At 54.0% G+C, this 24,127-nt stretch carries 18 protein-coding genes; 5 read left to right on the top strand and 13 right to left on the bottom strand.

Going from position 1 to position 24,127, the window contains the following annotated elements:
* Positions 1 to 16: 16 nt before the first annotated feature.
* From J0A68_RS05550 to J0A68_RS05505, 10 genes are all read right to left on the bottom strand, one after another.
* Positions 17 to 469, bottom strand: coding sequence for a MarR family winged helix-turn-helix transcriptional regulator (locus tag J0A68_RS05550; RefSeq protein ID WP_206577172.1), 453 nt, complete (start codon positions 467 to 469; stop codon positions 17 to 19).
* Between the two features lie 157 nt (positions 470 to 626).
* Positions 627 to 2,213 carry an amidohydrolase family protein gene (locus tag J0A68_RS05545; RefSeq protein WP_206577171.1) on the bottom strand — a complete coding sequence of 529 codons (1,587 nt, stop codon included), beginning with the start codon at positions 2,211 to 2,213 and terminating at the stop codon, positions 627 to 629.
* A gap of 282 nt (positions 2,214 to 2,495) precedes the next feature.
* Positions 2,496 to 3,311 carry an enoyl-ACP reductase FabI gene (locus J0A68_RS05540; protein WP_206577170.1) on the bottom strand — a complete coding sequence of 272 codons (816 nt, stop codon included), beginning with the start codon at positions 3,309 to 3,311 and terminating at the stop codon, positions 2,496 to 2,498.
* 62 nt (positions 3,312 to 3,373) lie between these two features.
* A complete protein-coding gene (gene recN, locus J0A68_RS05535; protein ID WP_206577169.1) occupies positions 3,374 to 5,026 on the bottom strand; it encodes a DNA repair protein RecN in 1,653 nt (550 codons plus the stop codon).
* Between the two features lie 39 nt (positions 5,027 to 5,065).
* Positions 5,066 to 5,968, bottom strand: coding sequence for a type IX secretion system protein PorD (porD, locus tag J0A68_RS05530; protein WP_206577168.1), 903 nt, complete (start codon positions 5,966 to 5,968; stop codon positions 5,066 to 5,068).
* A gap of 28 nt (positions 5,969 to 5,996) precedes the next feature.
* Positions 5,997 to 7,205: a bifunctional phosphopantothenoylcysteine decarboxylase/phosphopantothenate--cysteine ligase CoaBC gene (coaBC, locus tag J0A68_RS05525; RefSeq protein WP_206577167.1), complete on the bottom strand. Its 1,209-nt coding sequence runs from the start codon at positions 7,203 to 7,205 to the stop codon at positions 5,997 to 5,999.
* A gap of 5 nt (positions 7,206 to 7,210) precedes the next feature.
* Positions 7,211 to 7,525, bottom strand: a complete 315-nt coding sequence (locus J0A68_RS05520) for a DNA-directed RNA polymerase subunit omega (protein WP_206577166.1) — start codon at positions 7,523 to 7,525, stop codon at positions 7,211 to 7,213.
* A 26-nt stretch (positions 7,526 to 7,551) separates the two neighbouring features.
* A complete protein-coding gene (locus J0A68_RS05515) occupies positions 7,552 to 8,457 on the bottom strand; it encodes an outer membrane protein assembly factor BamD (protein WP_438839564.1) in 906 nt (301 codons plus the stop codon).
* A 62-nt stretch (positions 8,458 to 8,519) separates the two neighbouring features.
* Positions 8,520 to 9,230: a T9SS type A sorting domain-containing protein gene (locus tag J0A68_RS05510; protein ID WP_206577164.1), complete on the bottom strand. Its 711-nt coding sequence runs from the start codon at positions 9,228 to 9,230 to the stop codon at positions 8,520 to 8,522.
* A gap of 134 nt (positions 9,231 to 9,364) precedes the next feature.
* On the bottom strand, positions 9,365 to 11,032 hold the full coding sequence (locus tag J0A68_RS05505; protein ID WP_206577163.1) for an OstA-like protein: 1,668 nt from the start codon (positions 11,030 to 11,032) through the stop codon (positions 9,365 to 9,367).
* A gap of 133 nt (positions 11,033 to 11,165) precedes the next feature.
* Between J0A68_RS05505 and tilS the strand changes: the two genes are divergently transcribed.
* The 5 genes from tilS (at position 11,166) to J0A68_RS05480 (ending at position 18,609) form a co-directional block, all read left to right on the top strand.
* Positions 11,166 to 12,479 (top strand): tRNA lysidine(34) synthetase TilS, encoded by a 1,314-nt coding sequence (gene tilS / locus J0A68_RS05500; protein WP_206577162.1) that lies wholly within the window; start codon positions 11,166 to 11,168, stop codon positions 12,477 to 12,479.
* 3 nt (positions 12,480 to 12,482) lie between these two features.
* Positions 12,483 to 12,998 carry a Crp/Fnr family transcriptional regulator gene (locus tag J0A68_RS05495; protein WP_206577161.1) on the top strand — a complete coding sequence of 172 codons (516 nt, stop codon included), beginning with the start codon at positions 12,483 to 12,485 and terminating at the stop codon, positions 12,996 to 12,998.
* 142 nt (positions 12,999 to 13,140) lie between these two features.
* Positions 13,141 to 14,076 carry a malate dehydrogenase gene (gene mdh / locus J0A68_RS05490; protein WP_206577160.1) on the top strand — a complete coding sequence of 312 codons (936 nt, stop codon included), beginning with the start codon at positions 13,141 to 13,143 and terminating at the stop codon, positions 14,074 to 14,076.
* Between the two features lie 103 nt (positions 14,077 to 14,179).
* The gene (locus tag J0A68_RS05485) at positions 14,180 to 16,885 is read left to right on the top strand and encodes a hypothetical protein (RefSeq protein ID WP_206577159.1); all 2,706 of its coding nucleotides are present in this window, start codon (positions 14,180 to 14,182) and stop codon (positions 16,883 to 16,885) included.
* Positions 16,886 to 16,953: 68 nt separating this feature from the next.
* The gene (locus tag J0A68_RS05480) at positions 16,954 to 18,609 is read left to right on the top strand and encodes a mechanosensitive ion channel family protein (RefSeq protein ID WP_206577158.1); all 1,656 of its coding nucleotides are present in this window, start codon (positions 16,954 to 16,956) and stop codon (positions 18,607 to 18,609) included.
* On the opposite strand, the gene J0A68_RS05475 is transcribed toward J0A68_RS05480, so the two are convergent.
* The 3 genes from J0A68_RS05475 to J0A68_RS05465 are packed head-to-tail and all read right to left on the bottom strand — an operon-like array spanning position 18,606 to position 24,092.
* Positions 18,606 to 20,225, bottom strand: a complete 1,620-nt coding sequence (locus J0A68_RS05475; protein WP_206577157.1) for a hypothetical protein — start codon at positions 20,223 to 20,225, stop codon at positions 18,606 to 18,608. The two genes, J0A68_RS05480 and J0A68_RS05475, sit on opposite strands and share 4 nt — an antisense overlap.
* Entirely contained in the window at positions 20,218 to 21,372 is a 1,155-nt protein-coding gene (locus tag J0A68_RS05470) for a DUF4249 domain-containing protein (RefSeq protein WP_206577156.1), read from the bottom strand. The genes J0A68_RS05475 and J0A68_RS05470 overlap by 8 nt, the downstream gene beginning before the upstream one ends.
* Positions 21,372 to 24,092 carry a TonB-dependent receptor gene (locus tag J0A68_RS05465; protein ID WP_206577155.1) on the bottom strand — a complete coding sequence of 907 codons (2,721 nt, stop codon included), beginning with the start codon at positions 24,090 to 24,092 and terminating at the stop codon, positions 21,372 to 21,374. The genes J0A68_RS05470 and J0A68_RS05465 overlap by 1 nt, the downstream gene beginning before the upstream one ends.
* Positions 24,093 to 24,127 lie beyond the last annotated feature (35 nt).

Raw genomic sequence — 24,127 nt, 5'->3', positions numbered from 1 at the left:
ATTTGGTTAAAATTTTTTATCCTCTCAATTTGTCCAAAAGCTCATTGAGCTGCACCGCTTCTTCCTGGCTCAGGTTGACCACTCTCACGTTGCTCTCTTCCACCAGCCTTTCCAAAGTCTGGAGCAGCTCCAGCCCCTCATCGGTGATCAGGACATCTACCTGTCTTCGGTCGGAGGTACACTCTGTCCTTTTCACCCAGCCTTTTAATTTCAGCTTTTCTACCAGCCTGGAAGCATTCGACATCTTGTTGAGCATTCGGTCTTGGATAGACGACACGGTGGTCGGGTTGCCATTTTGCCCGCGGAGAATCCTCAGTACATTATATTGCTCTGGGGAAATATCGTAAGGCTTAAACAGGCCGTTTTGCGCTGTCACCAAGTAGCTATGGGTGTAAAGCAAGTTTACCACAGCCTTGTTAAACGGATCCTTGAATTCCTTCTGCTGTATGGCTTCTTCTATCTTTCCCATTTTATCTACATCTGATTTTAATGTATATACATGTAAATTTAAGGAAAGGTTTCACATTGAGCGAAAAAATTTCATTTTCTTTTTCGTCCGACCAGAAACAGCGCCAACGAAAAAGGGGAAAGCCTCAGCCTTCCCCTTTGATTTAGAACCGTATCTTTTACCAATCCAGCCCCGGCTGCTTTAGTTGGACGTTTTCGGTGGCTTTGGCCTCATCCACCATGGCCTTCACATCCTGCAGCATCTTTTTGGCATCGTACACGATTCCGTCTTTCACGGTGTATTTGACCCCACCGACCCTGACCGGCGTATTTGTATCGTCGATTCGGATCGAGCCGGTGCCATAGAGCACCTTCAGGTTTTGGAGGGGATTTTCTTCCAAAATGACAAAGTCGGCGAGCTTGCCCACTTCTACAGAACCAATCTCCTTTTCCATGCCGAGCGCCTGCGCACCATACAAGGTGGCGCTTCGAATCACTTCGAGAGGATGAAAACCCGCCTCCCGCAGCAGCTCCAGCTCGCGGATGTAGGCAAAACCGTAAAGCTGGTAGATGAACCCGGAGTCCGAGCCGGCAGTCACACGTCCGCCTCGGTTTTTGTATTCATTGATGAAGGCCATCCAAAGCCTATAATTCTCCTTCCACTGCACCTCCTCCTCGGTGGTCCAGTCAAACCAATACGATCCATGGGACTGCCGGCTCGGCGCATAAAATCTCCAAAGCGAGGGCAGCGTATACACGGCATGCCACTCCTGGGTGCGGGCGCGCATCAGATCCCGATTGGCTTCGTAGATATTGAAAGTCGGGTCGAGGGTAAAATCCAGCGCCAACAACTCGTCCATCACCTTGTTCCAATGCTCGGAATAAGGCGCTGCGGCCTGCTTCCAAAGCTTCCCGGCCTCACCGAAGCGATGTTGCTCGTTTTGGTAATTGTAGTCTAGTCTAAAATCTTGGATGGTGCGATTCTCAAACAGCGCCTCAGGCAGGCCATACCAGTGCTCCATCGAGGTCAGCCCTGCTCGGGCAGAATGCAGCACATTCCACCTGGCCACGTCCATCTGCTGATGGTGCATGATGGACCGAAGTCCGATCCGCTTGTTTTCGGCGATCGCGGCTTCCATGACCTCAGGCTTTGCTCCGAAAAACTTGATCCCGTCCGCGCCTTTGGCCTTGTTGGTATTCACCCAAGCCTTGGCCTGCTCCGCGTTGGAGATGGATCCACCGGATCCTTGGCCAAATGACGTGTAGGCAAAAATCCTCGGCGCTGTAATTTCGTTGGCCAGCGACTTTTTCTTTTGGTCCAGCACCCAGTCTATCCCATTTCCAGCGGATGGATCTTTTATAGTCGTGATGCCGTGGGCCATCCAAAGCTTGTACACATATTCCGCGGGAGTGCCTTGGCCCGTACCTCCGATATGGCCGTGGCTATCCACAAAGCCCGGCAGCAGATAGTGTCCCTCCAAGTCCAAGACCTTTGTGTTTTCATCGGCTTTGGGGCGACGGTTTTCGCTGATCGGCAATCCAGGATATCCGACGGTTTGGATCTGGGCGATGCGTTTTTTTTCCACCACGATATCGACCGGTCCGATAGGGGGCGCGCCGGTACCGTCGACGAGGATGACTCCCCGGATGATCAGTTTGGTATAGGGACCTTCCCCCTCTGCCCGAGCGGGAGCAGACGCGATCTGGCAAAAAGCCTGTACGGCCAAGGCCATGCCCATCAGGGCAGTCAGTAGCATTTTTCTCATAGGTTGGTGGCTTGTATGGATTAAAAGATAGTAAACTCTATATATACGTTTTTCTGCTGGCAACCGAATTTTCATCAACAATCGGGCAGGAAGACCGATGACCGAAGACCGATGTAGCGTCTTTCAACATGGTTTCCCGCTCCGAATACTAGTCTAAGGCTATTATTGTCAAAGTAGCGTATATCCAAATAGGATAAAATGGACAAGGAAAAAAACGAGACGAACGGATTGGCCAAAAAAAAGCCCGACTGTTTCCAATCGGGCTTGAAAGGGCAAGCGGCTTTACAAATCTTTGAAGCGCTCCATGATATCCTCGGAGATTCCGGTGAAGGAATAGCCTCCGTCGTGGAAGAGGTTTTGCATGGTGACCATTCTGGTCAGATCCGAAAACATCGTCACGATGTAGTCAGCGCAGGCTTCGGCGGAAGCATTCCCAAGCGGGGACAGCGCCTCGGCAAAGTTGTAGAAGGAATCAAAGCCGCCGATTCCGGATCCCGCGGTCGTCTTGGTCGGGGACTGGGAGATGGTGTTGACGCGAACTTTTTTCAGCTTGCCATAGCGATAGCCATATCCTCTGGCGATGCTTTCAAGCAGGGCTTTGGCATCCGCCATGTCGGTGTAGAAAGGAAACACCCGCTGGGCCGCAATGTAGGACAGCCCGACGATGGAACCCCACTCGTTCATGGCGTCGGTCTTCTCTGCCACCTGCATCATCTTGTGAAAAGAGATCGCAGACACGTCGTAGGACTTCATCGCCCAGTCGTAGTTCAGATCGCCGTATGCTTTTCCCTTGCGGATGTTGGGAGACATGCCGATGGAATGCAGGAGGAAGTCAAAGTTACCCCCCAAAAACTCCTTGGCCTCGGCATAGAGCTTCTCGATGTCCTCGACCACGGTCGCGTCAGCAGGGATGACGATGGTATCGCATGCTTCGGCAAGTTCCTTGATCGCGCCCATGCGCATCGCGATGGGGGCATTGGTGAGCACAAAGCGCCCGCCCTGTTCTTTGACCTTCAGGGCAGTTTTCCAGGCAATTGAGTTTTCATCCAGCGCACCGGTGATGATCCCCACTTTTCCTTTTAGCAAATTTTCTGGCATATAGCTTTTGGATTGATTTCAAAAATTCTGCGTAAAAATAGGGAAAATTCGCGATTCTGCCCTCAATTGAGCAAGAGCTCACGGGCACTCTCCACAGCCGAAGCGGAAGGATTGGCGCCCGCGATCATCTTGGCCAGCTCCGCAACACGGTCTTCTTCAGCCAGAAGGCGGATTTTGCTGACGGTCTTTTCGGAGGAATTGTCCTTATATACAAAGTAATGCTGCTCTCCCTTGGCTGCCACCTGCGGCAGGTGCGTGATGCAGATCACCTGGTGCCTACCGGCGATCTCCTTCATCATGCGTACCATCTGCAGGGCCACTTCTCCGGAGATCCCCGTATCGATCTCGTCAAAAATCAAGGTCGGCAGGGCCATCTTGTCGGCCATGAGGTATTTGATAGCGAAGAGAAGACGGGAAAACTCACCCCCAGAGGCCACTTTTTTCAGCGCCTGAGGCGTGCCGCCCTTGTTTGCGGAGAAAAGCAACTCCACCTCATCCAATCCGGACTGGCTAGGCGCCACGGCCTTGAGCTCGATGAGAATCCGGGCATTTTCCATACCCAGCCCGGCGAGCAAACTTTGAAGTTCCTTTTCGAAAGGAGCAAAGCAAGACTTCCGCCTTTCGGTCAGCTTGTTGCCAGCGTCCAGCATTTCGGCTTGAGTCTCTTTCAATACCTTCTCAGCAGCCAACAGACTTTCATCCAAGTTTTGGAACTGGAAGACTTTGTCTGCCAACTCGCTTTCGATTTTCATCAGCTCTTCCACGGAAGTGACCCCGTGCTTTTTCTGCAATTGGTAGATCTTGCTGAGCCGGTCTCGGATCTGGTCTAGCTTCTCAAAGTCGATCTCCACCAAGCTTTCTTCCGTGGCCAGCGAATCCACCAAGTCCTTCATCTCGATCAGGGCACTCTGGAAGCGCTCCTTCAGTTCGGAAAATTTATGTGCCAGGCGCTCCAAGCCTTGCATGCCGTGCTGGATCTGGGCCATCCCCTGCAAGACCCCGTATTGCTCTTCCTGAAAGAGCGCGAGCATTTCGTTGATCTTGAGCTTGATCTCCTCGGCGTTTTCCAACACCTCCTGCGTGGATTCCAGCTCAGGCTGCTCGCCGGCAACCAAGGCCAGTGCGCTTAGTTCATCCAATTGAAACTGGTTGAAATCCGCTTCCTTTTGCAGCTCGATGGCCTTTTGCCGTAGTTCTTCGTAAGTGGTTTTGGCTTTTCTAAACGCTCGATAGGCACGCTGATAGGCGCTGAGTTCCTTCGCCGTTTGCGCATAGGCATCGACCAGGGCGAGCTGATAGGCGCCCTCACCGAGCTGAAGGGTGTCATGCTGGGAATGTACGTCCATGAGTTTTGCTCCGAGCACTTTCAGAAAGTCCAGCAAAACCGGGGTATCGTTTACAAAGGAGCGGGATTTGCCCCCGGGGCTGATCTCCCTGCGGATGATGCAGGTATCCTCGTAGTCCAGCTCCTGCTGCTCGAATAGTCCCTTGAGGCCATACTCCCCAATCTCAAAAATCCCCTCCACCACACACTTCTTGTCTTCGTGGAGCAGGACTTTGGTATCGGATCGGTTACCCAAAAGCAGCCCCACAGCGCCCAGCATGATGGATTTACCGGCGCCGGTCTCTCCGGTGATCATGCTCAGCCCCTTGGCGGGCTGCATGTGCAATTGGTCTATCAGGGCGTAATTGGAGATGCTAAGCGATTTGAGCATGGACTGGAATGGCTTTGGGCAAAGCTAAAAAAATCAGGCTTAGCTTCTGAGCAGCTCGTTGTACTTTCTGGCGTTATTTGGGTCGACCTCCAGAAGCAGCTTTACCGCCTCGTCCCGAATTTCAAAAGGGGCTTCCTTGAGGATTTGGGAAATCTCGTCCGACTTGGCATCGACAAAGGAAATGGTAAAGATCCCGTTTGGCTGGAGTTTGTTCGCCTCTGCCACCATCCGAATGGCCTCCAGGATGTTTTTGTAAGCGGTATCCGGGTCGGTCAGTACCATGTCCATGCCTTGCCTGTGGTAGAGATAATAGGCGTCGCGGATCTGGGAATAGATTGGCGAGACAAAGATGTCATTGATCAGCCAGTAGCGGCTTCTGCGGTCGGACTGGCTTTGGGTCCAGCCCGCGCGTCCTGATTGCTGGGCATTGTTGACGATGTCGTTGGCTACCGCAAAGTGCTCATTGCCTCCACGACTCGCGAAAGAGTCATAGTCTATGCCCAGCGCGATGTGCGCATAGAATGCCAGAAGGGAACTGATGTTGTTTAGGAAAGTGAAGCGATTGAACTCCAAGGGCTGGGATTCGATGTACTCGAAGCTCCAGTTTCTGTCCGCGTAGTTGAAGACCAGCGACTCATAGTTGGTACCGTAGACCGGGCGAACCACCTGAATCTGCACGGTGGCATTGTACACGCCCACCTGGGGTACCTCGTTGATGGTGATGAGCAAGTTTCCCTTGATCCGCTCCTCCGGCCTAAACTCGTCATTGGTCCACGATCGCCCGTTGAGAAACTGCTCGAAGCTGGTCTTCATCTGGCTAAACACGTCGGTGTTCTGAATCCTAGACCGGTCACTGTTGATCGTCACCGTGAAGTTTAGCTCCTGGGCTTGCATACCCTGGACAAAAAAGAAGAACAGCAGCAGCAGCCCGAATCTAGTCATGAACCTAAAATAGCTAAATTTCCAGAGCTCAAACCCAGACTGCGGCCTTTTTGAGCTCTTCCAGAATCATCTCGGCAACTTCGGATTTCAATTTCAAGCCAGAGTCAACGATCCTTCCATCCCGATGGATCAGCTTGACCCGATTGGTGTCGTGCTGGAATCCGGCCCCCTCATCCCTTGCCGAATTCAAAACGATCAGATCGAAGTTTTTCTTGTCCAGCTTTGCCTTTGCGTGCACTTCCTCCTTCTCGGTCTCCAGCGCAAAGCCGACGTGCACCTGCCCTGGCCTCTTGGATTTGCCCAGCTCCAGGGCGATATCCACGTTCTTTTTGAGCAAAATACTCATCTCCGGATCGCTCTTCTTGATTTTTTCGGAAGCTACCTGCGCGGGAGCGTAGTCGGCTACGGCCGCTGCAAAGACACAATAGTCCATCTGCGCATGAATGCCTTTTGCCGCCTCGTACATCTCCTGGGCGGACTTCACCGAATAGACCCGGTAGCTTTGTGGATCAATGCTCAAAGCAATCGGGCCGCAGACCAGATGGACTTCTGCCCCGCGGCTGCGGAATGCTTTAGCTATGGCCAAACCCATTTTGCCGCTGGAATGATTGCTGATGAAGCGTACCGGGTCGATGGCTTCCTGGGTAGGGCCGAGTGTGATCATTACTTTTTTCCCCGAAAAATCCCCACTGATGCTAAAAAAATTTTCCACCTCGGACAGGATGTGCTCCGGCTCCATCATCCTCCCCTGTCCAGAAAGCCCGCTGGCAAGCTCCCCGCTCTCGGCATCCAAAAGCAGATTGCCAAAAGAGCCCACGCGCTGGAGATTGGCGCGAACGGAGGGATGCTGGTACATGTCCAGGTCCATGGCGGGAGCCAGCATCACTGGACAGCGGGCCGATAGATAAGTGGCTGTGAGCAGATTGTCGCAGAGCCCGTTGGCAAATTTGCCAAGCGTATTGGCGCTGAGCGGTGCGACTAGGAAAAGGTCAGCCCAAAGACCAAGCTCCACGTGGTTGTTCCATTCCCCGGTCTTTTTGTCGGAAAAATCCGAATAAACCGGCCGCTTGGAAAGCGTGGCCAAAGTCAATGGGGTAATAAAGTCAAGAGCTGAAGTGCTCATGATGATTTGCACTTCAGCTCCGGATTTGATAAGCAAGCGTGTCAGGTGGGCCGACTTGTAGGCAGCAATGCTGCCTGTCACTCCAAGTAGAATCCGCTTACCCTGCAGCTTCATGGGGACTATTCTGTGACCTCCTGCTCAGGGGATCTGAAATATACTTTCCCCTCCATAAATTCTTCCATGGCAATGGTAGAAGGCTTTGGCATACGCTCGTAAAACTTGGAGATCTCGATTTGCTCCTTGTTTTCAAAAACCTCCTCCAGGTTGTCAACGGTAGAGGCAAACTCGGAAAGCTTGTTGTTCAGCTCCTCCTTGAGGTTGGTGGAAATTTGTTTTGCACGCTGCCCCACTACATGAAGCGACTCGTAGATGTTGCCTGTTTTGTCAGCAACTTTGTCAAGATCACGCGTTACGATGGACGGATTGATAGCCATATTGGTATTGGTTATGAATTTCTAGATTATTTGTTTTCTTCGTTGGAGGCGGATTCCGCCACCACTTTGGCCTCTGCGGCCGCCAGCCTTTCGGCTTGCTCTTTTTTCAGCTTGAGGTGCGAGTCGAGCTCTTTTCTAGTCTCCTCTTCAAACTTCTTCACCTCATCCATGTACTGGCTGTTGGGATACTTTCTGTAAAATGTCCCCGCAAAGCCAATGGCATCGTTGAGTCTTTCCTCCTTTTTGGCGAAAGCCGAATTCTCGGCATAGCCATAGCCGACTTCTACCAACTTGTAAGCCAACTCCTCGTTGTGCTTGCTCTCGGGATAGTCTTTGGCGAAGTTCTGGAAATTGATGATGCAGGCCCGATAGAAATCACCCGGGAAAAGGCCGTCTTTCAGGCGATAGTACATCTGCGACTCGCTGTAGGCCTTTTGCTCAAACCTGCTCTCCAAATCCGTCAGCATCTCCATGGCGCGCTCATAGCTCGCAGAGGCTGGGAATCGGGTCACAAACTGCTGGATCGCAGCTACCGCCTCCCTACTGCTCTGCTGATCCAGATTGTAGTCCGGCGCATCGAGATAGAGCGAGTAGGCGTTCATGAACAACGCCTCTTCTGCCAAAGGGCTTCGATTGTACGTGCGATAGAAGGTGCTGAAATAGCCAGCGGCCTCGATGTACCTTTTGGTTTTGAAGTGGCAGTTGGCGTAGTTGTACTCCGCCAGTTCGGCTTTTTCGGAACCCTTGATCACCGGAAGCACCTTTTCGTAAAGGATGATGGCCTTTCCGTATTCCCCTTCTTGATAGTATTTGTTTGCGCCGTTGTAGAGCTCTTCCCAGTTGGTGCTCTTTTCGAGTTTGGAAAAGGGCCCGCAGGACATGGTCAAAAACAGAAGCGAAAGGAAAAGAAGGGTTTTGGACTGCATACTCATTTTCAAGACCGCAAATATACGGGTAAATTGTTCGTATTCAAATGTCTGAATTGGCTGGGGCTTTACTTCTTGACTTGTAGCTTTTTGGTCACTACGTTCTTGTTGTCAATGAATAGGGTGTAGAAATAGACGCCCGGCTGGAAATCCGTCACGTTGATCACCAAGGAACTCCTCTCGGGATCCAAGCTGTACTCGGCGATGGGATTGCCTATGAAGCTGTTGATCGAAATCTTGGCCTTCGCTTTGGGATTGACCAGCTCGTAGTCCAGCTGGGCCACGCGATTGCTCGGGTTGGGGTAGATTTCGCTCAGGGTGATATCCTTGTGGAGAAAGTCCGCTCCTGCTCCCGAGGCGACTTCATACCTAGCCTCAACGACGAAGTTTTCCCGGATATTTTCCGCGTTCACAAAAAACAGGTCAAAACTTCCCCGCGTCTCGGCGATTCCCATTTCAAACTCGAGGTACAAGTCAGTGACGATCTCACCGGGAGCGAGCTTTAGGGAGATCTTCGCAAGGTCTTTCTTGGGATCAAAGCACTGGTCGTTCAGACACACTTTGACTTTCTGGGAGGAGCCTACGCTACCTCTCACATTTTTGAGGAAATAGGTTTTGGTCTGGTTAGACTCGTTTTGTAGGATGACTGTCTTGCGCTGCGAGGAGCCTATGTCACCGGAAAACTCGACTACCTCACTCAACACACGCACCTGCTGAGCACCAGCCAAAAGGGGCGCAAAAAGCAACAGCCATGTCAAAAATCTGAATAAGGACTTCATGTAAAACTTCAATCAATAGAGGCCGTAAATTGGTTTGTAAGGAATTTAATATACGGACAAAATTACTTTTTTGATTACCCACACAATAAAAATGCGGGTTAATTGTTGTTAACCTCCCGAAAAAATCGAGGCACTCAAAAATCAAGCTGCCCCTTAGTGGGGACAAGCGTCTTTTTTACCGGTTTCAAGCCCGGATTTCCGAGTTTTTCCCGTATCTGCTCCTCCGTGGGCATCTCCAGCTTGACATCCGGCTCGTTGAACAAATTTTCGGCCTCAGGATCAATTTCCACGGGTTTTCGCCAGGCGTCGACCATCTCTCGATTGGGTTTTTCGTCGATCCGCCACTGGAATCCCTCCAGTCTGGACACCTTCTCGTCGATCTTCTGCACCGGGGTAAACTGCCCGTCTGGCCGAATACCGAAGTTGGCTTTCCGGATTGCGCCATCCTGAAAAGTCAGCTTGATATTCGCACTCAAAATCCGGTTGACCCCCTGCGTGAGGGTATCCGCCTCGAGCGCAAAGTAGAGGGACTCTCCGTTGCCGTCTATATCCAGGGTCTCGATTTGGCCCTCTTTGAAGTAGCCGGTCATCGTCCTGCCCTTCATCTGGTTGTGGTTCAGCAGCGTGTCGGTCATTATCGCAAAGGCCTTGTCCTTCATGTACACGCGATCCAGTTCCTCGTTTGCAATAAAGAAAACCATGGAGTCAGCCGAAATCTGGCTTTTTTGGTTCCACATCACGGGATCCTGAAAAAGCTGGATGGACGAATCCGAATAGTTGTACACGAGGGAATCCGCAATCCCGGCCAGGTCCGTCTTGGTAAGTTTGATCGACCGAAAAGCCAACAAGTACTTGGCCGTGTCGGCTTCACTGTCGTGGGAAATCAGCGTATCGGCAGTCATGAAAAGCGTATCCGTCTCAAAGTACTTCCTTACCAAAGCATTGCCGTACACCAAGCTGTACTTGCGGTCCTCCCAATATTTCCCATTGTCGCCAAAGACCTCCACCTGCCGCTCTTTGTTGAGCACCCGCACGTCCTCTTTGCCCTCGTAGTAGGCCTCGCCCTCGTCATAAAACAGCTCCATGGCCTTCACCCGGCTCTCTTCGGTCTCCACGATGCCGTCGTAAAACCGGAACTGTTTCAGCTGGGTATCATAGAAGCTCCCCTTCTGAGCGTCCAGCGTGTAGCCTTCTTTGGAAATAATATTGGTAAGCCCCTTGGTTTCGGAGGTTTTGGGCACGGTGAGATAGACCAGATTGCCGGTCTTCATGGTGTAGTCAGGGTTGACCAGCACGACGTCTTTGCGAAAGGTGATCCGCTCGAGATTCACCTCATAGACTCCCCGCTCACTGGTGAGCACGTTCGTAGAGTCCACGACTCTCCCGTCGTTGAAATAGGTAGCGATGTTGGTTTCCCGGTTATAGTCGAGGTAGTCGGTGTAGAGGGTCGTCTCCTGGTTGGTAAAGACCACGTTCCGCCTGAGCTTGGCCAGCTTGGTATTGCCGTCGTACTCGGCGTAGGAGCTGGTCGTGGTGATGGGGTCTTCGACATCCTGGATTCTGACGTTGCCAAAAAGCCTGGCCCGGTTTTCCTCCCGATAAAAATAGGCCGAGTCGCAAAAAATCAACGAACTCTGGTGCTCCATCTCCACATCTCCGAGCAAGCGCTGAAATCCCCGTCCACCTTGGAGGAGATCTGCTTTGTTGATCTTCAGCACGGAGTTGTCCTGCCCGTAGCTATTCCCAAAACCTGAAATCAGCAGCGACAAGAAGAGGAATATGCGGAAAAGACGGGTGTTCATAGATCTTCGAATGGGGGCAAAATTAGCAGAAAGCCCCGTAAAGCTAAATTCCTAAGTAAATTCCGGAAGAAACTCAGTCTCCCCTGCCGATCGACGCTGGGACAAATCCCGCGGAAAAGCCTATTTTTGGTCAATGCTTGACGTTTTCCAGACTCAAACCCAGTCTCTTTTTACCCCTGGCTCCACCTACCTTTTGGCTTGCAGCGGGGGCATGGACAGCATGTGCCTAGCCACGCTGCTGTCCCAATCCGGCATCGCCATCGAAGTCGCCCATGTCAACTTTCAGCTCCGCGGGAGCGAAAGCGACGGAGACAGCGACTTTGTCCGACACTGGGCTGAGAGCCGACAGCTCCCTTTTCACCTGCACCTCGCCGATACGGAAACCCACGCGGAGGACAAGGGAATCTCCATCCAAATGGCCGCCCGGGAGATCCGATACGGGTTTTTCGAAGAAGTGAGGGCCAGTCGGGGCCTGGCCGGCATCCTCCTAGCCCATCATCAGGACGACCAGCTGGAGACCATCTTTCTCAACCTGCTCCGCGGCACGGGCATAGAGGGTGTTTACGGAATGGCCGAGCGAAAAGGTTGGCTGATTCGGCCGATGCTTGCCTTTTCCCGTGGGGAAATCCATGCCTACATGGAGGAAAATGGGCTTCCCTGGCGAGAAGACCACAGCAACGCGAAAACAGACTACAAGCGAAACAAGCTGCGAATCGACGGGCTGCCAGCCATCTATGCGCTGGAGCCAGATGCGAGAAAAAACCTCCTCACGAGCTTTGAGCGGCTGAAGGATACCGGAAGGGCTTTCCAGGGACTGTTTGAAGATTGGAAAAAAGAAAACATCCGCGAAGCAGACGGCTGCCAAATGCTCCCCTATTCCGCCATCCTAAACCAGCCCGGTGCCGCCTCCCTGCTTTACTTCTGGCTGCGGCCCTACGGCTTCAATTCCGACCAAGCCCAATCGGTCTCGGAGGCTATCAGCCAACCCCGGACTGGAAGCGTGTTTAAAAGCCCTGGGTTTCTGCTCCATTTTGACCGGAATGAGCTGCTATTGGCCCCAGAACCCAAACCCTTTGATCCTTTGGCGCTGGAGATCGGCGACGCCAAATTCACCCTGCCGGAAGCCGAGTACCAGATCATCTGCCTGCCCTCCCCAGTCGAACTGGACCGCAACCCCATCCATGCGCAGCTAGACGCCACCAGACTCGCTTTCCCGCTGGAAATCCGAACCTGGCAGGAGGGCGACCGCTTTGTACCGCTGGGAATGGACTCTTCCAAAAAAGTCTCTGACTTCCTGATCGACATAAAAATGCCCCTGGCAAAAAAACAAAGCGTAAAAGTCTTAGTTTCAGGAGGGGAAATCGCCTGGCTCGTGGGCCTGAGAATAGCCGACTGGGCCAAGTGCACCCCCGCTACCCAACGAATCCTTTACTTCAAAAGACGCTGATCCATGCTGAACCCCTTTTCCAAGACCTACGACGAAAACCAGCTCCGGACCTTTGATTTCATGCAGGGGATCAACTTCTTTGAGCGGCTGCGCCAAAAGGAGCTGTCGAGGTTTCTCCCGGCGATGCACCACCGCAAATACGTGCGGGATGAAGTGGTCTTCTTCAGCAAGGACCCAGCGCAGGCCCTGTACCTCATCAAGAGTGGCAAGGTCAACCTGACCATCGACATCAAGGACAACTTCGAAACCATCATGGAGGTCAACCGCGGAGAGGCCTTCGGGGAAAACTCCCTGCTGGAAAATGCCAAGCGTACCTACACCGCGCTGATCGTGTCGGATGAGGCCGAGCTGATCGTCATCCCCCACTTTGCCATCCAGGAGATCTTCGAGAGCAACCCCAAGATCAAAGCCAAGATGATGACCTCCCTGGCGGAGTTTTTCAACGCCAACAACCAGCGGCTTTTCAGGTCCTACCGCGAATCCTTCGGGTTTTTCAGCCTCCGACAGATGTTTGAATAGCCCGGGCGAGTCTTTTTTTCGTTTGTCAAAAAACCTCCACCCCTCGCCAAACAATTCCCCGACGGGCTTCTATTCCTAGTTGTTGTTTAATATCTTAGCGCCGCTTTTTAACGAAGTAAACCTTATAAAAACAGATAAAATCATGAGCAAAGTAACCGTAGTCGGTGCAGGCAACGTGGGCGCGACCTGTGCCGATGTGTTGGCGTATCGCGAAGTAGCCGAAGAAATCGTACTCATCGACATCAAAGAAGGCATCGCCGAAGGCAAAGCCCTCGATATCTGGCAGAAAGCCCCTATCAACCAGTACGACAGCCGCACTGTGGGCAGCACCAATGATTACAGCAAGACTGCCAATTCAGACGTAGTCGTGATCACTTCCGGCCTGCCACGCAAGCCAGGCATGACCCGCGATGACCTGATCGAAACCAACGCCGGCATCGTGAAGTCTGTGACCGAAAACGTCGTAAAATACTCTCCAAACGCCATCATCATCGTGGTATCCAACCCACTGGACGTGATGACCTACCAAGCCCACCTCACTTCTGGCCTGAACAGAAACAAAGTGATCGGCATGGCCGGCATCCTGGACACCGCCCGATACAGAGCTTTCCTCGCAGAGGAACTGAATGTGTCCGGCAAAGAAATCCAGGCCATCCTCATGGGCGGACACGGCGACACCATGGTGCCACTGCCTCGCTACACCACCGTAGCCGGTATCCCGGTGACTGAGCTGATCGCCCAAGACAAGCTGGATGCCATCATCGAAAGAACCAAGTTCGGTGGCGGTGAGCTGGTGAAGCTGATGGGTACCTCCGCATGGTATGCCCCAGGCTCGGCTGCAGCACAGATGGTAGAGGCCATCCTGAAAAACCAGAGAAGAGTATTCCCTGTGTGCATCAAGCTGGAAGGCGAATACGGCATCGAAGACTGCTACCTCGGCGTACCGGTCATCTTGGGCAAAAACGGCGTGGAAAAAGTCATCGAACTTGACCTCAACGCAGACGAAAAAGCCCTGCTGGAGACTTCCCGCGGACACGTGAAAGAGGTGATGAACGTACTGGACAAGCTGTCCAAATAATACGTCTCCCCCAGCGTTTAGACCTAAGATTCTCCCGGCAAAAAGGGAGTTTCTTAGGTCTATTTTTTATATTAACCCGATCGAATCACCCCCTCCTAGCTCAGTGAAAATCTGGAAAAGCCTGTTAGTCCTTGTTGCGATTGTCCTATGTGTGTGGGGAGGCTATTGGGTATTCCAAAACTTTTTTTCCTCCAAAAACATCAACAGCCTGGAGCTGATCCGTACCGATGCGGTCTTCGTATTTGAGACCGAGCAGGCCGACCAAACCTGGAACGAACTGGTCAATCAGCCGGTCTGGGACATCCTCTCGCAGCTCCCGGCCTTTGCCGAGACTGCCGGGCAACTGGTCCATATCGACAGTCTCAGCGGAGGCAATGGAGAAATCTCCCGAGCCGTCCGGGGAAAGCAAGTCACCATCAGCTGCCACCCCAGTGGCGCGGACAGTTTTGACTTGCTTTTCACGGTCAATTTCGGGGCAAACTCTCCCGAGGCTTTCCTATCCGGCATCAAAAGCCGAATCCCCAAAACGATCCGGCTGCAATCCCGGCGCTACAGCGACGTGGAAATCCTCGAATTCCTCGGCACGGAGACTTCCCGAAAATGGTCTGCGACCGTGCTTGGCAATGTCCTTCTTGCTTCCTCCTCTTCCTTCATCATCGAGGAGGCCATCCGCCTGCATATCAGCGAAGACCAGATCTCCATGGCCTCGAAGCTGGACAAGCAGCTTCCCGCCAATGCGGGACTGGGCAGGCTGATCCTCTCCGCCCACGGGATCTCCAGACTCCTGGCAGGGATCAGCGCCAAGCGGGAAAACCCCATGTCTTCCGAACTGGCATTGAGAGATGCCGTGGTCGCTATGGACATGACCCTGGAGGAGGGGCGGCTGGTCTTCCAAGGCCCCCTCATCCTACAGGAAGAGATCGACTTCACCCCCTCCGTCAGAGCCAACTTTCCCGAGATCCAAAAGCTCATCTCCAACCGTACCCAGTCGCTGGCACAGATCAACCTGGACGGCATATTCGAAGCCCAGAAACTGCAAAACCGAGCCTTCACCCCCAAGTCTACGACCAGTGGCGAGATCCAAACCCGCATGACCGACAGGGGATTTCTGGACAACTTCTCCGGCGAGCTGTACTTTCTGGAGCTTGAAAACATCGGAAACCAGGCCCAAAACCAAGTTTTGCTGCTCCGCACACTCGAGCCAGCCCAGACTTTTGCCTTTCTGAAGGAATTCCGAAGCGGAAGCGATTCAGACCAGTCGGATTTTTACAGGGACTCGGAGATCCTCTTTTTCCCCGAGGAGGAGTTTCCTGCACACCTTTTCGGAGGAAAGTTTTCCGGCTTTCCCCAGACCCACATCAGCCTCTCGGGTGAGGTGCTGATCTTGGCCAACTCTGCCCAGGGAATGAAGATGGTCCTCGACGATGTCGCCATCGGCAACACCTGGGCCAAAGCCCCCGAATCGGCGGTGGAGCCCAAATCCATCAACCCCGCCTCAGGCTACTCGAAAAACTTCTACCTGAAAAAGGTCTGGGAAAAATGGGAGGGAAACAGCAACCCTTCCTGGAGCGCCTTCCTGCAAAAGTACGAGGCCGTATTCAAGGCCTTCCCCTACCTCAGCCTCAAGGTCAACCAGATCAGCGGCAAGCCCATAGCCACGCTGACGCTACCCTATGAAGGAGGCAAAAAAGCCACGGTAACAGACCAAACCGGCCTAAGCCTGAGTCCATCCGCCATCGTAGCGCTGCCCGAACGGATCACCTACGGGCCCAAAACAATCCGAAACTTCAACGACAATACGGACGACCTCGTGGTGCAGGACGCGGCGGACCAGCTCTACCTCATCAATTCGGCCGGGGAAGTCGTGTACTCCCAGCAGCTCTCCGGACCGATCGTGTCGGAAGCCTTTCAGATCGACCATTTGAAAAACGGCAAACTCCAGCTTCTCGTCGCCACGGCCGACCGAGTTTACGGCATCGACAGGCTGGGAAATCCGCTACCGGGCTTTCCCGTAGCGGTCAAAAACGAGAAATTCACGCATCTCAGCCTGGCGGATTATGACAATACCCGCGACTATCGCTACTTCCTCGCTACCCGCTCCGGCAACCTCTGGCTGCTAGACCGAGACGGCAAGGAGCTCGAAGGCTGGAATCCCCTGAAGCTGGGGGAAAAATCCATCCTTGCCCCCTGCCACATCCGCGTGCCGGGAAGGGGAGACTTCATGGTCGCCCAGTCCGACAAGGGCAAGGTCTACCTCTTCAACCGTCGGGGCGAAAAACAGTCCGGATCTCCCCTCAGTCTCGGCAGGGACTTTAGCACGCCGATCCAGATCACGGCAGGGGCGGGAGGAAACTCGCTGAAGATTTCCGCGATCTCCGACACCGGGGAACTGATCCAGGCCAGCTTCGGCGGGGAGATCACCTACAGAAACCAGCTGGTCAAAACCGACCGCGACACCAAATTCCAGCTTCTGGCGGATCCGGGTGGGCTTTCCCAGATCATTCTCTCCCGCCAATACTCCAAAACCCAAGTGATGGACGAAAGGGAGCGGACGCTCTTCACCCTGCCTCTTGCGGGAGACGACCTTTGGTTTGGCTACTTCGACTTCGGCTCGGACAGGCAGATCCTGGCAGTGTCGGATCCGGAGCAGGGATTTGGCTACCTCTACGACCTCGCGGGAAACATGCTCACCACCACACCCCTGGAGAGCGAAGGCAGCATGCAGATCAGCCATCAACCCACCAAAAACCAATACCTGATCCGTACCTTCAGCGGAAAGCGGGTTTTGGAGTACCGCATGCCGGACTGAGCAGCCTCTTGCTTGGCGCTGCCCAGCGGAATGAGTAACTTGCGGGCTTCGAGCCAACTTGATCCCAGATGCAGAAAACGCTCCTACTTCTAGTACTTTCTTTTTTCACTTTCACCCGACTTGCCTACTCCCAGCTGATCTCCGATGCGCATGAACTTTCGCAACTGGAGGAAGGCGTAAACCTGAGTTCGCCCTACCACGCCACCCTCTCCTTCTTCCACAATCTCGACCGAGACCACTACTATCCCGAGCGGGCCGCCCGCACGCTGGACAGAAAGGGAGTGGACGGAGATCCCAAAGACCTGGCTGTCAAGCTCCAGCAGATTTTCGAAGGGAAAGGCGCGATCATCCGCACCAGCGAAATCCCCAACGATCCGGAATTCGCCGATTCCGCCAGCGGCGGGGAGAAAAAATTCTACTTTGACCGCAACAAGCTGCCGGGGATCTTTCTGGAGAAGATCGGCAACCAATGGAAATTCTCCTCTTTCTCCGTTGCCCAGATCGAAGACCTCCACGAGGAAACCTATCCTTTTGGCACGGATAGGCTGCTGAATATCCTCCCGAAGATCGGCACCTCCGAGTACTTGGGGCTGCAGCTGTGGCAGCTGGTCGGCCTGGGCATCCTGATCGTGCTGACCTTCCTGGCGCACCTGGTCTTTACCTTCCTGGTCGACAAGGGGCTGATCTACCTCACCAGGCGTCTGGGATATGGCTATATCGGAGAAAACTACCTCCTGCCCATCGCCAAGATTACCAGCTTCTACCTTATCGTCGTGGTACTTTCCCTGCTCATGCGCGTCTTGCAGCTTCCGGCGGAGATCTGGTCTTGGGTGGTGATGGTGTTCAACACGCTGAAGCCCTTCTTGATCACGGTGATTTTCTACAAAATCGTCGACATCGTCGCGGCCTACTTTGGCAGTCTGGCAGCCCGCACCGAATCAAGCCTGGACGACCAGCTCGTGCCGCTGGTCCGAAAAAGCCTTAAGGCCCTAGTGATCCTTGTGGGCACGCTGTTTATCCTCCGGGACGGGCTGAACTTCGACATCATCCCCTTCCTCACCGGCCTGTCCATCGGTGGTGTAGCCATCGCCCTTGCCGCCCAGGATACGATCAAAAACTTCTTTGGCTCCATCATGATCTTCATCGACAAGCCCTTCCAGGTGGGAGACTGGGTAACCTCGGGAGACATAGACGGAACCGTCGAGGAGGTGGGGTTTCGCTCCACGCGAATCAGGACCTTCCGCAACTCGGTCATGTACGTACCCAACGGAAAGATCGCCGACTCGGTGGTGGACAACCACGGACTGAGGAAGTACAGGAGGTTTTACACCACCCTGACGGTGACCTACGACACCCCACCGGCGCTTATCGAAGAGTTTGTGAAGGGACTCCGTGCCATCGTCTTGGCCCACCCCGACACCCGAAAAGACTATTTCAACATCTATTTCAACAACCTCTCTGCTTACAGCCAAGACATTATGTTCTACGTGTTCTTTGAGGTGCCGGGATGGCCGGAGGAGCTAAACGCCCGCCATGAGCTGCTGATCCAGATCGTCAAGCTCGCCAATAGCCTGGGGGTACGCTTTGCCTTCCCGACCCAGACGCTGCACATGGAGAGTTTTCCCGAGAAAAAAGGCCTCGTCCCCGAGTACCCCGGACAGCCCTCCTATGAGGAAGGCCTGAAAAAATTCCTCGCCACGGAGCTGAATCGGAAAGCCGACTAGGGCTTTACGACAAAATAGCTCCTGCTGACCTGGGTGCGTCCAGAAGCATCCACCGACCTGATCCACACCACAAAGAGCCCGTCCAAGGCCGGAGCTTGGATCTCAGGGAGAGAGCTTCCTTTGTCCCAAAACAATATCGTCCTCCAGTCCGGATACCTTCCGTTTTCGCTTGGCTTGGCAAACTGGCTCCTGTCCATTTCGACCATGGGCTGCAAGCCGTAGTAGTCAAAAAACCTTGCGCTCGGGGCCAGGGGAAAAAGCCCAAAATTGTTTTCATAGCTGCTCCAGCTCAGCACCCCGGCATACGTTCGCTGGTTCAGGTAAAACTCCCGGTTGAGCACTTCCAGCTTCTGCATAAACTTGGGGTTGAAGGAAGCCAGTAGGTCCGAGTCGAAGACCGGCATGGCATCGACCAAAATCAGGGGATTGCTGTCAAACATTCCCTTGACCGCTTCATTGACCAGTCGAAACTCTTTTTTTCGGTCCCTGGTGCGTACCATCACGCTTGGCACATACTCCCGGAGCACCGTCTCCACGTCATCGAAGCGCGTGTAGTCGTCCAGCCCATAGCTATGGTCCGCCACAAAGCCCACGACAACCTCCATCGAATCACGCAGGTATTCCTCGGCGTAGTATCCCTCCACACGGGAGGCCTTGAGCAATCGCTCCAGCCTCGGAAGGTCAGACTCGCCGAGCTGCAGCTCGGGAAAGTGAAAATCCGCCCGAAAGCGCGTCTCGATGAGCGGCGGCACCACGGCGATCCCCGGCATCTCCGCCCCGTCCTCCAGCTGTATGATCAGGCGATCCCAGTGCTTGAGTCCTCCGATATCCACCAGTACCCGCCCATCTGCGTTGGGAATGTCGGTAAACAAGGCGCTTTTCGTCCCGTGCACCGAGAGGAAATAGGTGGCTTCAGCCTTGGGATTGGGGACATGCACTTCCACCACATGGCCAAACAGCTCTGGGATCAGGTCCTTTTTCTCCAGGTGCTCATAGGCCTGGGAGGAAGTGATCTGCTCTTGTTCATTGGGTAAAAAAGGATTGGCGATCGCTATCCCCATGGCCTGTCGCCCGGAGACGGAGGACGACGGTAGGGCTATCGGTCCGGAAGGGGCAAAAGATGGCACATCCGTAGAGATCGGGCTTTCGTTTCCCGCATCGGCAGATTGTTTTGCCGGGGGAATGGTGGGATTAATGATCGTGACAAACTGCTGGGCGATGCCGAGCTCCCTGTCCAAGTAGGGGCTGATCCGGGTATAGACGCGGAGCAGGTATTGGTCGGAGGGAATGGCGGATCCGATCAGAAAATAGTTGAACGCCTTGCCTTGGATCAAGGGAAGCTTGACGTAGGCCATGGATTTGGAGTCCCGACTGACGAGCTCCGCGTAGAGCACCTGGGAGCTCGTGGGGCTTTCCCCTAGCCAGACCTCTGCGTCGATCCAGATTTTCTCTCCGGAGAAATAGAGGGTTTTGGGGATGGAAAAGCTGACGGACTCCCTTTCGGCCGCTGCTTGCCGAGCGGTAGCGCCGCTAGCCCACAGCAGTCCCAGCATCACCATCCAGCACAGCCTCGACATTCGTCTTTTCCCTGATTTTACGTTAATACTCTTATTCATCTTCCCAAAAGTCAGGTTTGATAGGCGAGGCATATAGGGTGCAGTCCCCGCAACGCCGCGAAGTGGGAAAATATCCGATCACCATTGTCCCCCCTTCCGGGATATGGGCTCGGGCGGGAAGCACTCCACCGCTCACGAAGACCGGGTCATAAAACCGGCTCAAAACCGGCTCCTGCTCTACCACGCAGTCGTTGAATTCGGGATCCAGGTAATTCCACGGACTCACGTCCACCAAGTCTATGTAGAGGCGCTTTTGGCGCACCACTCCCAGGCTCACCTGCCCTACCACCGGCCTGTCGAGCCCGTCCACCGAGAAGATGTTGCCGCCGATCAGGGAAGGGAGGGGACTGAAGATAGAGCCTATGTCCTCGGTGTTCTTTTTGAGGATCTCCCAAAACTTCACCGCATCCTCTTCGAGGGCCTTTTGGGAGATCAGGATGCTGTAGCGCTCCATGATGCGCTCGTCTCCGCGGGGGATTTCGGTAATAGTCTGGCGAAAGACCACCTGCTCCTCAAACCTCGAACTGGTCTCCAGCAGGATGTCTGGGCTTTCCTCGTTTTTGAAACAAAGGTCGATATGCTCGCCTTCTCGCCTGTCCCTGACATTCCCAATCGCCGCATCGTAGATATAAGGCACCCGGATGCGCGGACGGTAGATCCATGTCTCGTCATAAGTCCACAGAAAATCATCCGCAAATTGGTCGCCCTGGGTAGTGATGAAGACCTCCACCCCCTCCTCATCCAAGAGGAAGTCGGCATCGATGATATCCGGCGTGACGATGGGCCGCATCTCAGTCGAGCGGTATCGCTCTCCATTTCGCAATACGATCTCCAGGTAGTAGCTCTGCTCTTCGGAGACATTCGCCTCAAAAAGATAGCTCCCGTCTTCCACTTCGTCCAAAAGATAGCTTTCCCCGGAGGCGGAGTTCAGCGTCACCGTCGCTCCGGTCTCCGCGACGAAAGGCCCCTCTGCATCCAGCGGCGCCGAACGGCTCAGTTTGAGTTTGCTGGCTTTTCCCTCCGAATCCAAATATCCCTCCACCACCAAAAAATCGCTGGCTTGCGAAGCTACCTCCGGATCAAACGGCGTCCGACAGGCCTGCAGCAGGCCTACGAGAAAGAAAACGGTCCAAAATGCTTTGCTCATCAAAATCTGAAGTTATAGCTGACAAAAGGAATAGGCTCCGCAAAAATGGACAGCTGGTACCCGCTCAGCTTGCCGCCTTCGGGAATGTAGTACACCGAGTAGGCATTGTCCCTCCCGAGGATATTATAGACCCCCAAAGACCAAGAGCCATGCGCGATCTTGTTCACTTTATGGTTGCCTTCGAGATTTACCGAGAGGTCGAGGCGGAAATAGTCCGGGATGCGGAAGGAATTCCTGTCCGCAAAATACACCCGCTCTGATCCGCCGTATTCAAACTTGGCCACCGGCAAGGTCACCGGCCTACCCGTGCTGTATTTGCCCGCCAACGTAGTGTTGACCCGGCGGCTCAGCTCATAATTAAGGACAAGATTTGCGGTATGTGGCTGGTCAAAATTGCTCGGGTACCAGTCCGAGCGGTTTACCTGCTCCTTCCTTTCGCTCGGGTCGGTCAGCATAAGGGATCGGCTATAGGTATAGGCCAGAGAGCCGTTGAGCTTTCCGGTGACTTTCTTCAGGTAGAGTTCCAGCCCGTAGGCTTTGCCCTTGGTCACCAGCACATCCTGCTCGATGCGGTCATTGAGCACCAGGGTCGCTCCGGAGCGGTAGTCCAGGAGGTTTTGCATGGAGCGGTAGTACAGCTCTGCGGAAAACTCGATGGCGTTGTTTTCCAGGTTTCGGAAGTAGCCCAGTGCGTATTGGACGCCTGTCTGGGGGCGGATGAAGGCATCGCTCAGCTTCCAGGTGTCTGTAGGGGTGATGACCGAGGAATTGCTCAGGAGATGGATACTTTGGCGCATGGTATTGACGCCGGCCTTGATGGAGGACCAGTTGTTCAGCGCATATCGTCCCGATAGGCGCAGCTCTGGCCCGAGGTAGGATTTGATCAAGTCCCCTTTCCCATAGGAAGTATCGCCGATGATGTTTTCGGGAAAGTAGGGCTCGCCGGACGCATATTCCGGCAGGGTCTGTGGACCAAAGAAACCAAACCAGTTGAGCCGGACTCCACCGCTCAGGGTGAGCTTCTCGCTGACCTCAAATTCATCTCCCAAAAAGACGGAAGCCTCCAGTCCCTTTTCCCTAGCCACTTCGTCCGGGATCACGATGCTCTCCGCGCCGTATGGATCGATTTTGCCTGGGTTCAGGTCATAGCCTATCCCGTGGATCCCATAGCTCAGCAGGTGCCGGTCTCCCTTTTCCTGACGAAATACGGCCTTGGCAAAAGTCTGGGAAATGTCAAATCCATAGAGATAGGAATTGAGTGGGTTGTCCTCGCCCCTTACGGCAAAGTCATACTTGTCCTGCCCCAGGGAAAAATCCGCCTCCAGCTCATCATTGAAATAGTGGGTCCAGGTCAGGGCATAGTTGAGGTTGGAATAGCTGTAAACCGTGTCGGGGTCAAACTGGAACTTGTCCATGCTGTAGTAGGCCGAGGCTCGGAGCTTGTCCTTTTCGCCGAGCTGCTGCTGGATGCTGGCATTGAAGTCCCCAAACTGCGCTCGCGAAGCCCCGAGGTCCGCCCTTTCCTCCAGGTAGTCCAGCAGCCAGTCCGAATACGTCAGCCTCGCGCCGACCACGAAAGTGGTGTTTTCGCCTAGGGGGCCATCCAGGCTAAGCCTGCTGGTCAACGGCCCGATCCCTCCGGATCCACCGATTTTGTCCTGCCTTCCCGTCTTCGGCGTCACCTGAAGTACCGAGGAAAGCCTGCCTCCATAGCTGGCGGGGATGCCGGCCTTGTACAGCTCCACGCCCTGTACCATGTCGGAGTTGACAGCCGAGAAGAAGCCAAAGAGGTGGGAGGGATTGTAGAGGGTATTTTGGTCGAGGAGGATCAGGTTTTGGTCGGCGGCGCCGCCGCGCACGTTGAAGCCTACGCTGGCCTCACCCGCCGTATTCACCCCCGGCATGGTGAGGATGCCCCGGATGATGTCCACCTCGCCCATCACGGCGGGAAGCTTCCGCAGCTGCTGCACGCTCAGGGACTGCACGCCCATCTCGGGACGGCTCACGTTGGTCAATGCACCGGAGCGGACCACGACCTCGCTCAGGGAAAAGATCCCCTCGCCTATCGTGATGTCCAGCGCTGCATCGCCCTGGATATCCAGCAGCCGCTGCTCGGTGTAGCCTCCGATGTTTTGGATCAGCAGGGTTTGGTTGCCTTTGGGCAGGGTGAGCTGATACCTGCCCTCCTTGTTGGTGATGGTCTGGCGCTGGCTTTCCCGCTCATAGACCACCGCTCCTTCTATGGGTTTCTGGCTTTCCAGACTGGTGATCACCCCAGACAGCGTGGCCTCCGCACCGTGGCCCGGCGTACCTACCGTATATCTCCTATTGCGCACAAACTCGTCCTGCACCAGGGAGGAAGTGCCGACGGTATTTTGCCGAAAATAATCCGGGGCAAAGGCTACCAGCATCTTTTCTCCCCGGCTGATGAAGACCTCCTGCTCGCCTGAAATGGAAAACTTGAGGTCGGTCTTGTCAAAAATCACGGCCAACACCTCCTCCAGCCTGTGCTGTCTCGCCTCCAGGTTTACCGTCAGGTCTTTGACATCCGACTCCTTCAGGTAAAAGCGGTAGGAAGTCTCCTCCTCCACCAAATCCACGAATCTCAAAAAGCTTATCCCGGGAAAAAATCCCGTGATCCGGTCTGCCTGCTGGGAAAATGCCGCATGAACGGAAAGCAGAAAAAAGAGAATCGGAAAAAACAGTACTGGTTTCCTCATTCTATTTTGGGTTCACTGTAAGTAATCTGCACGGT

This window comes from Algoriphagus oliviformis, from assembly GCF_017254915.1.
Lineage (GTDB): Bacteria > Bacteroidota > Bacteroidia > Cytophagales > Cyclobacteriaceae > Algoriphagus > Algoriphagus oliviformis.
This window is presented reverse-complemented; position numbering and strand designations above follow the sequence as displayed.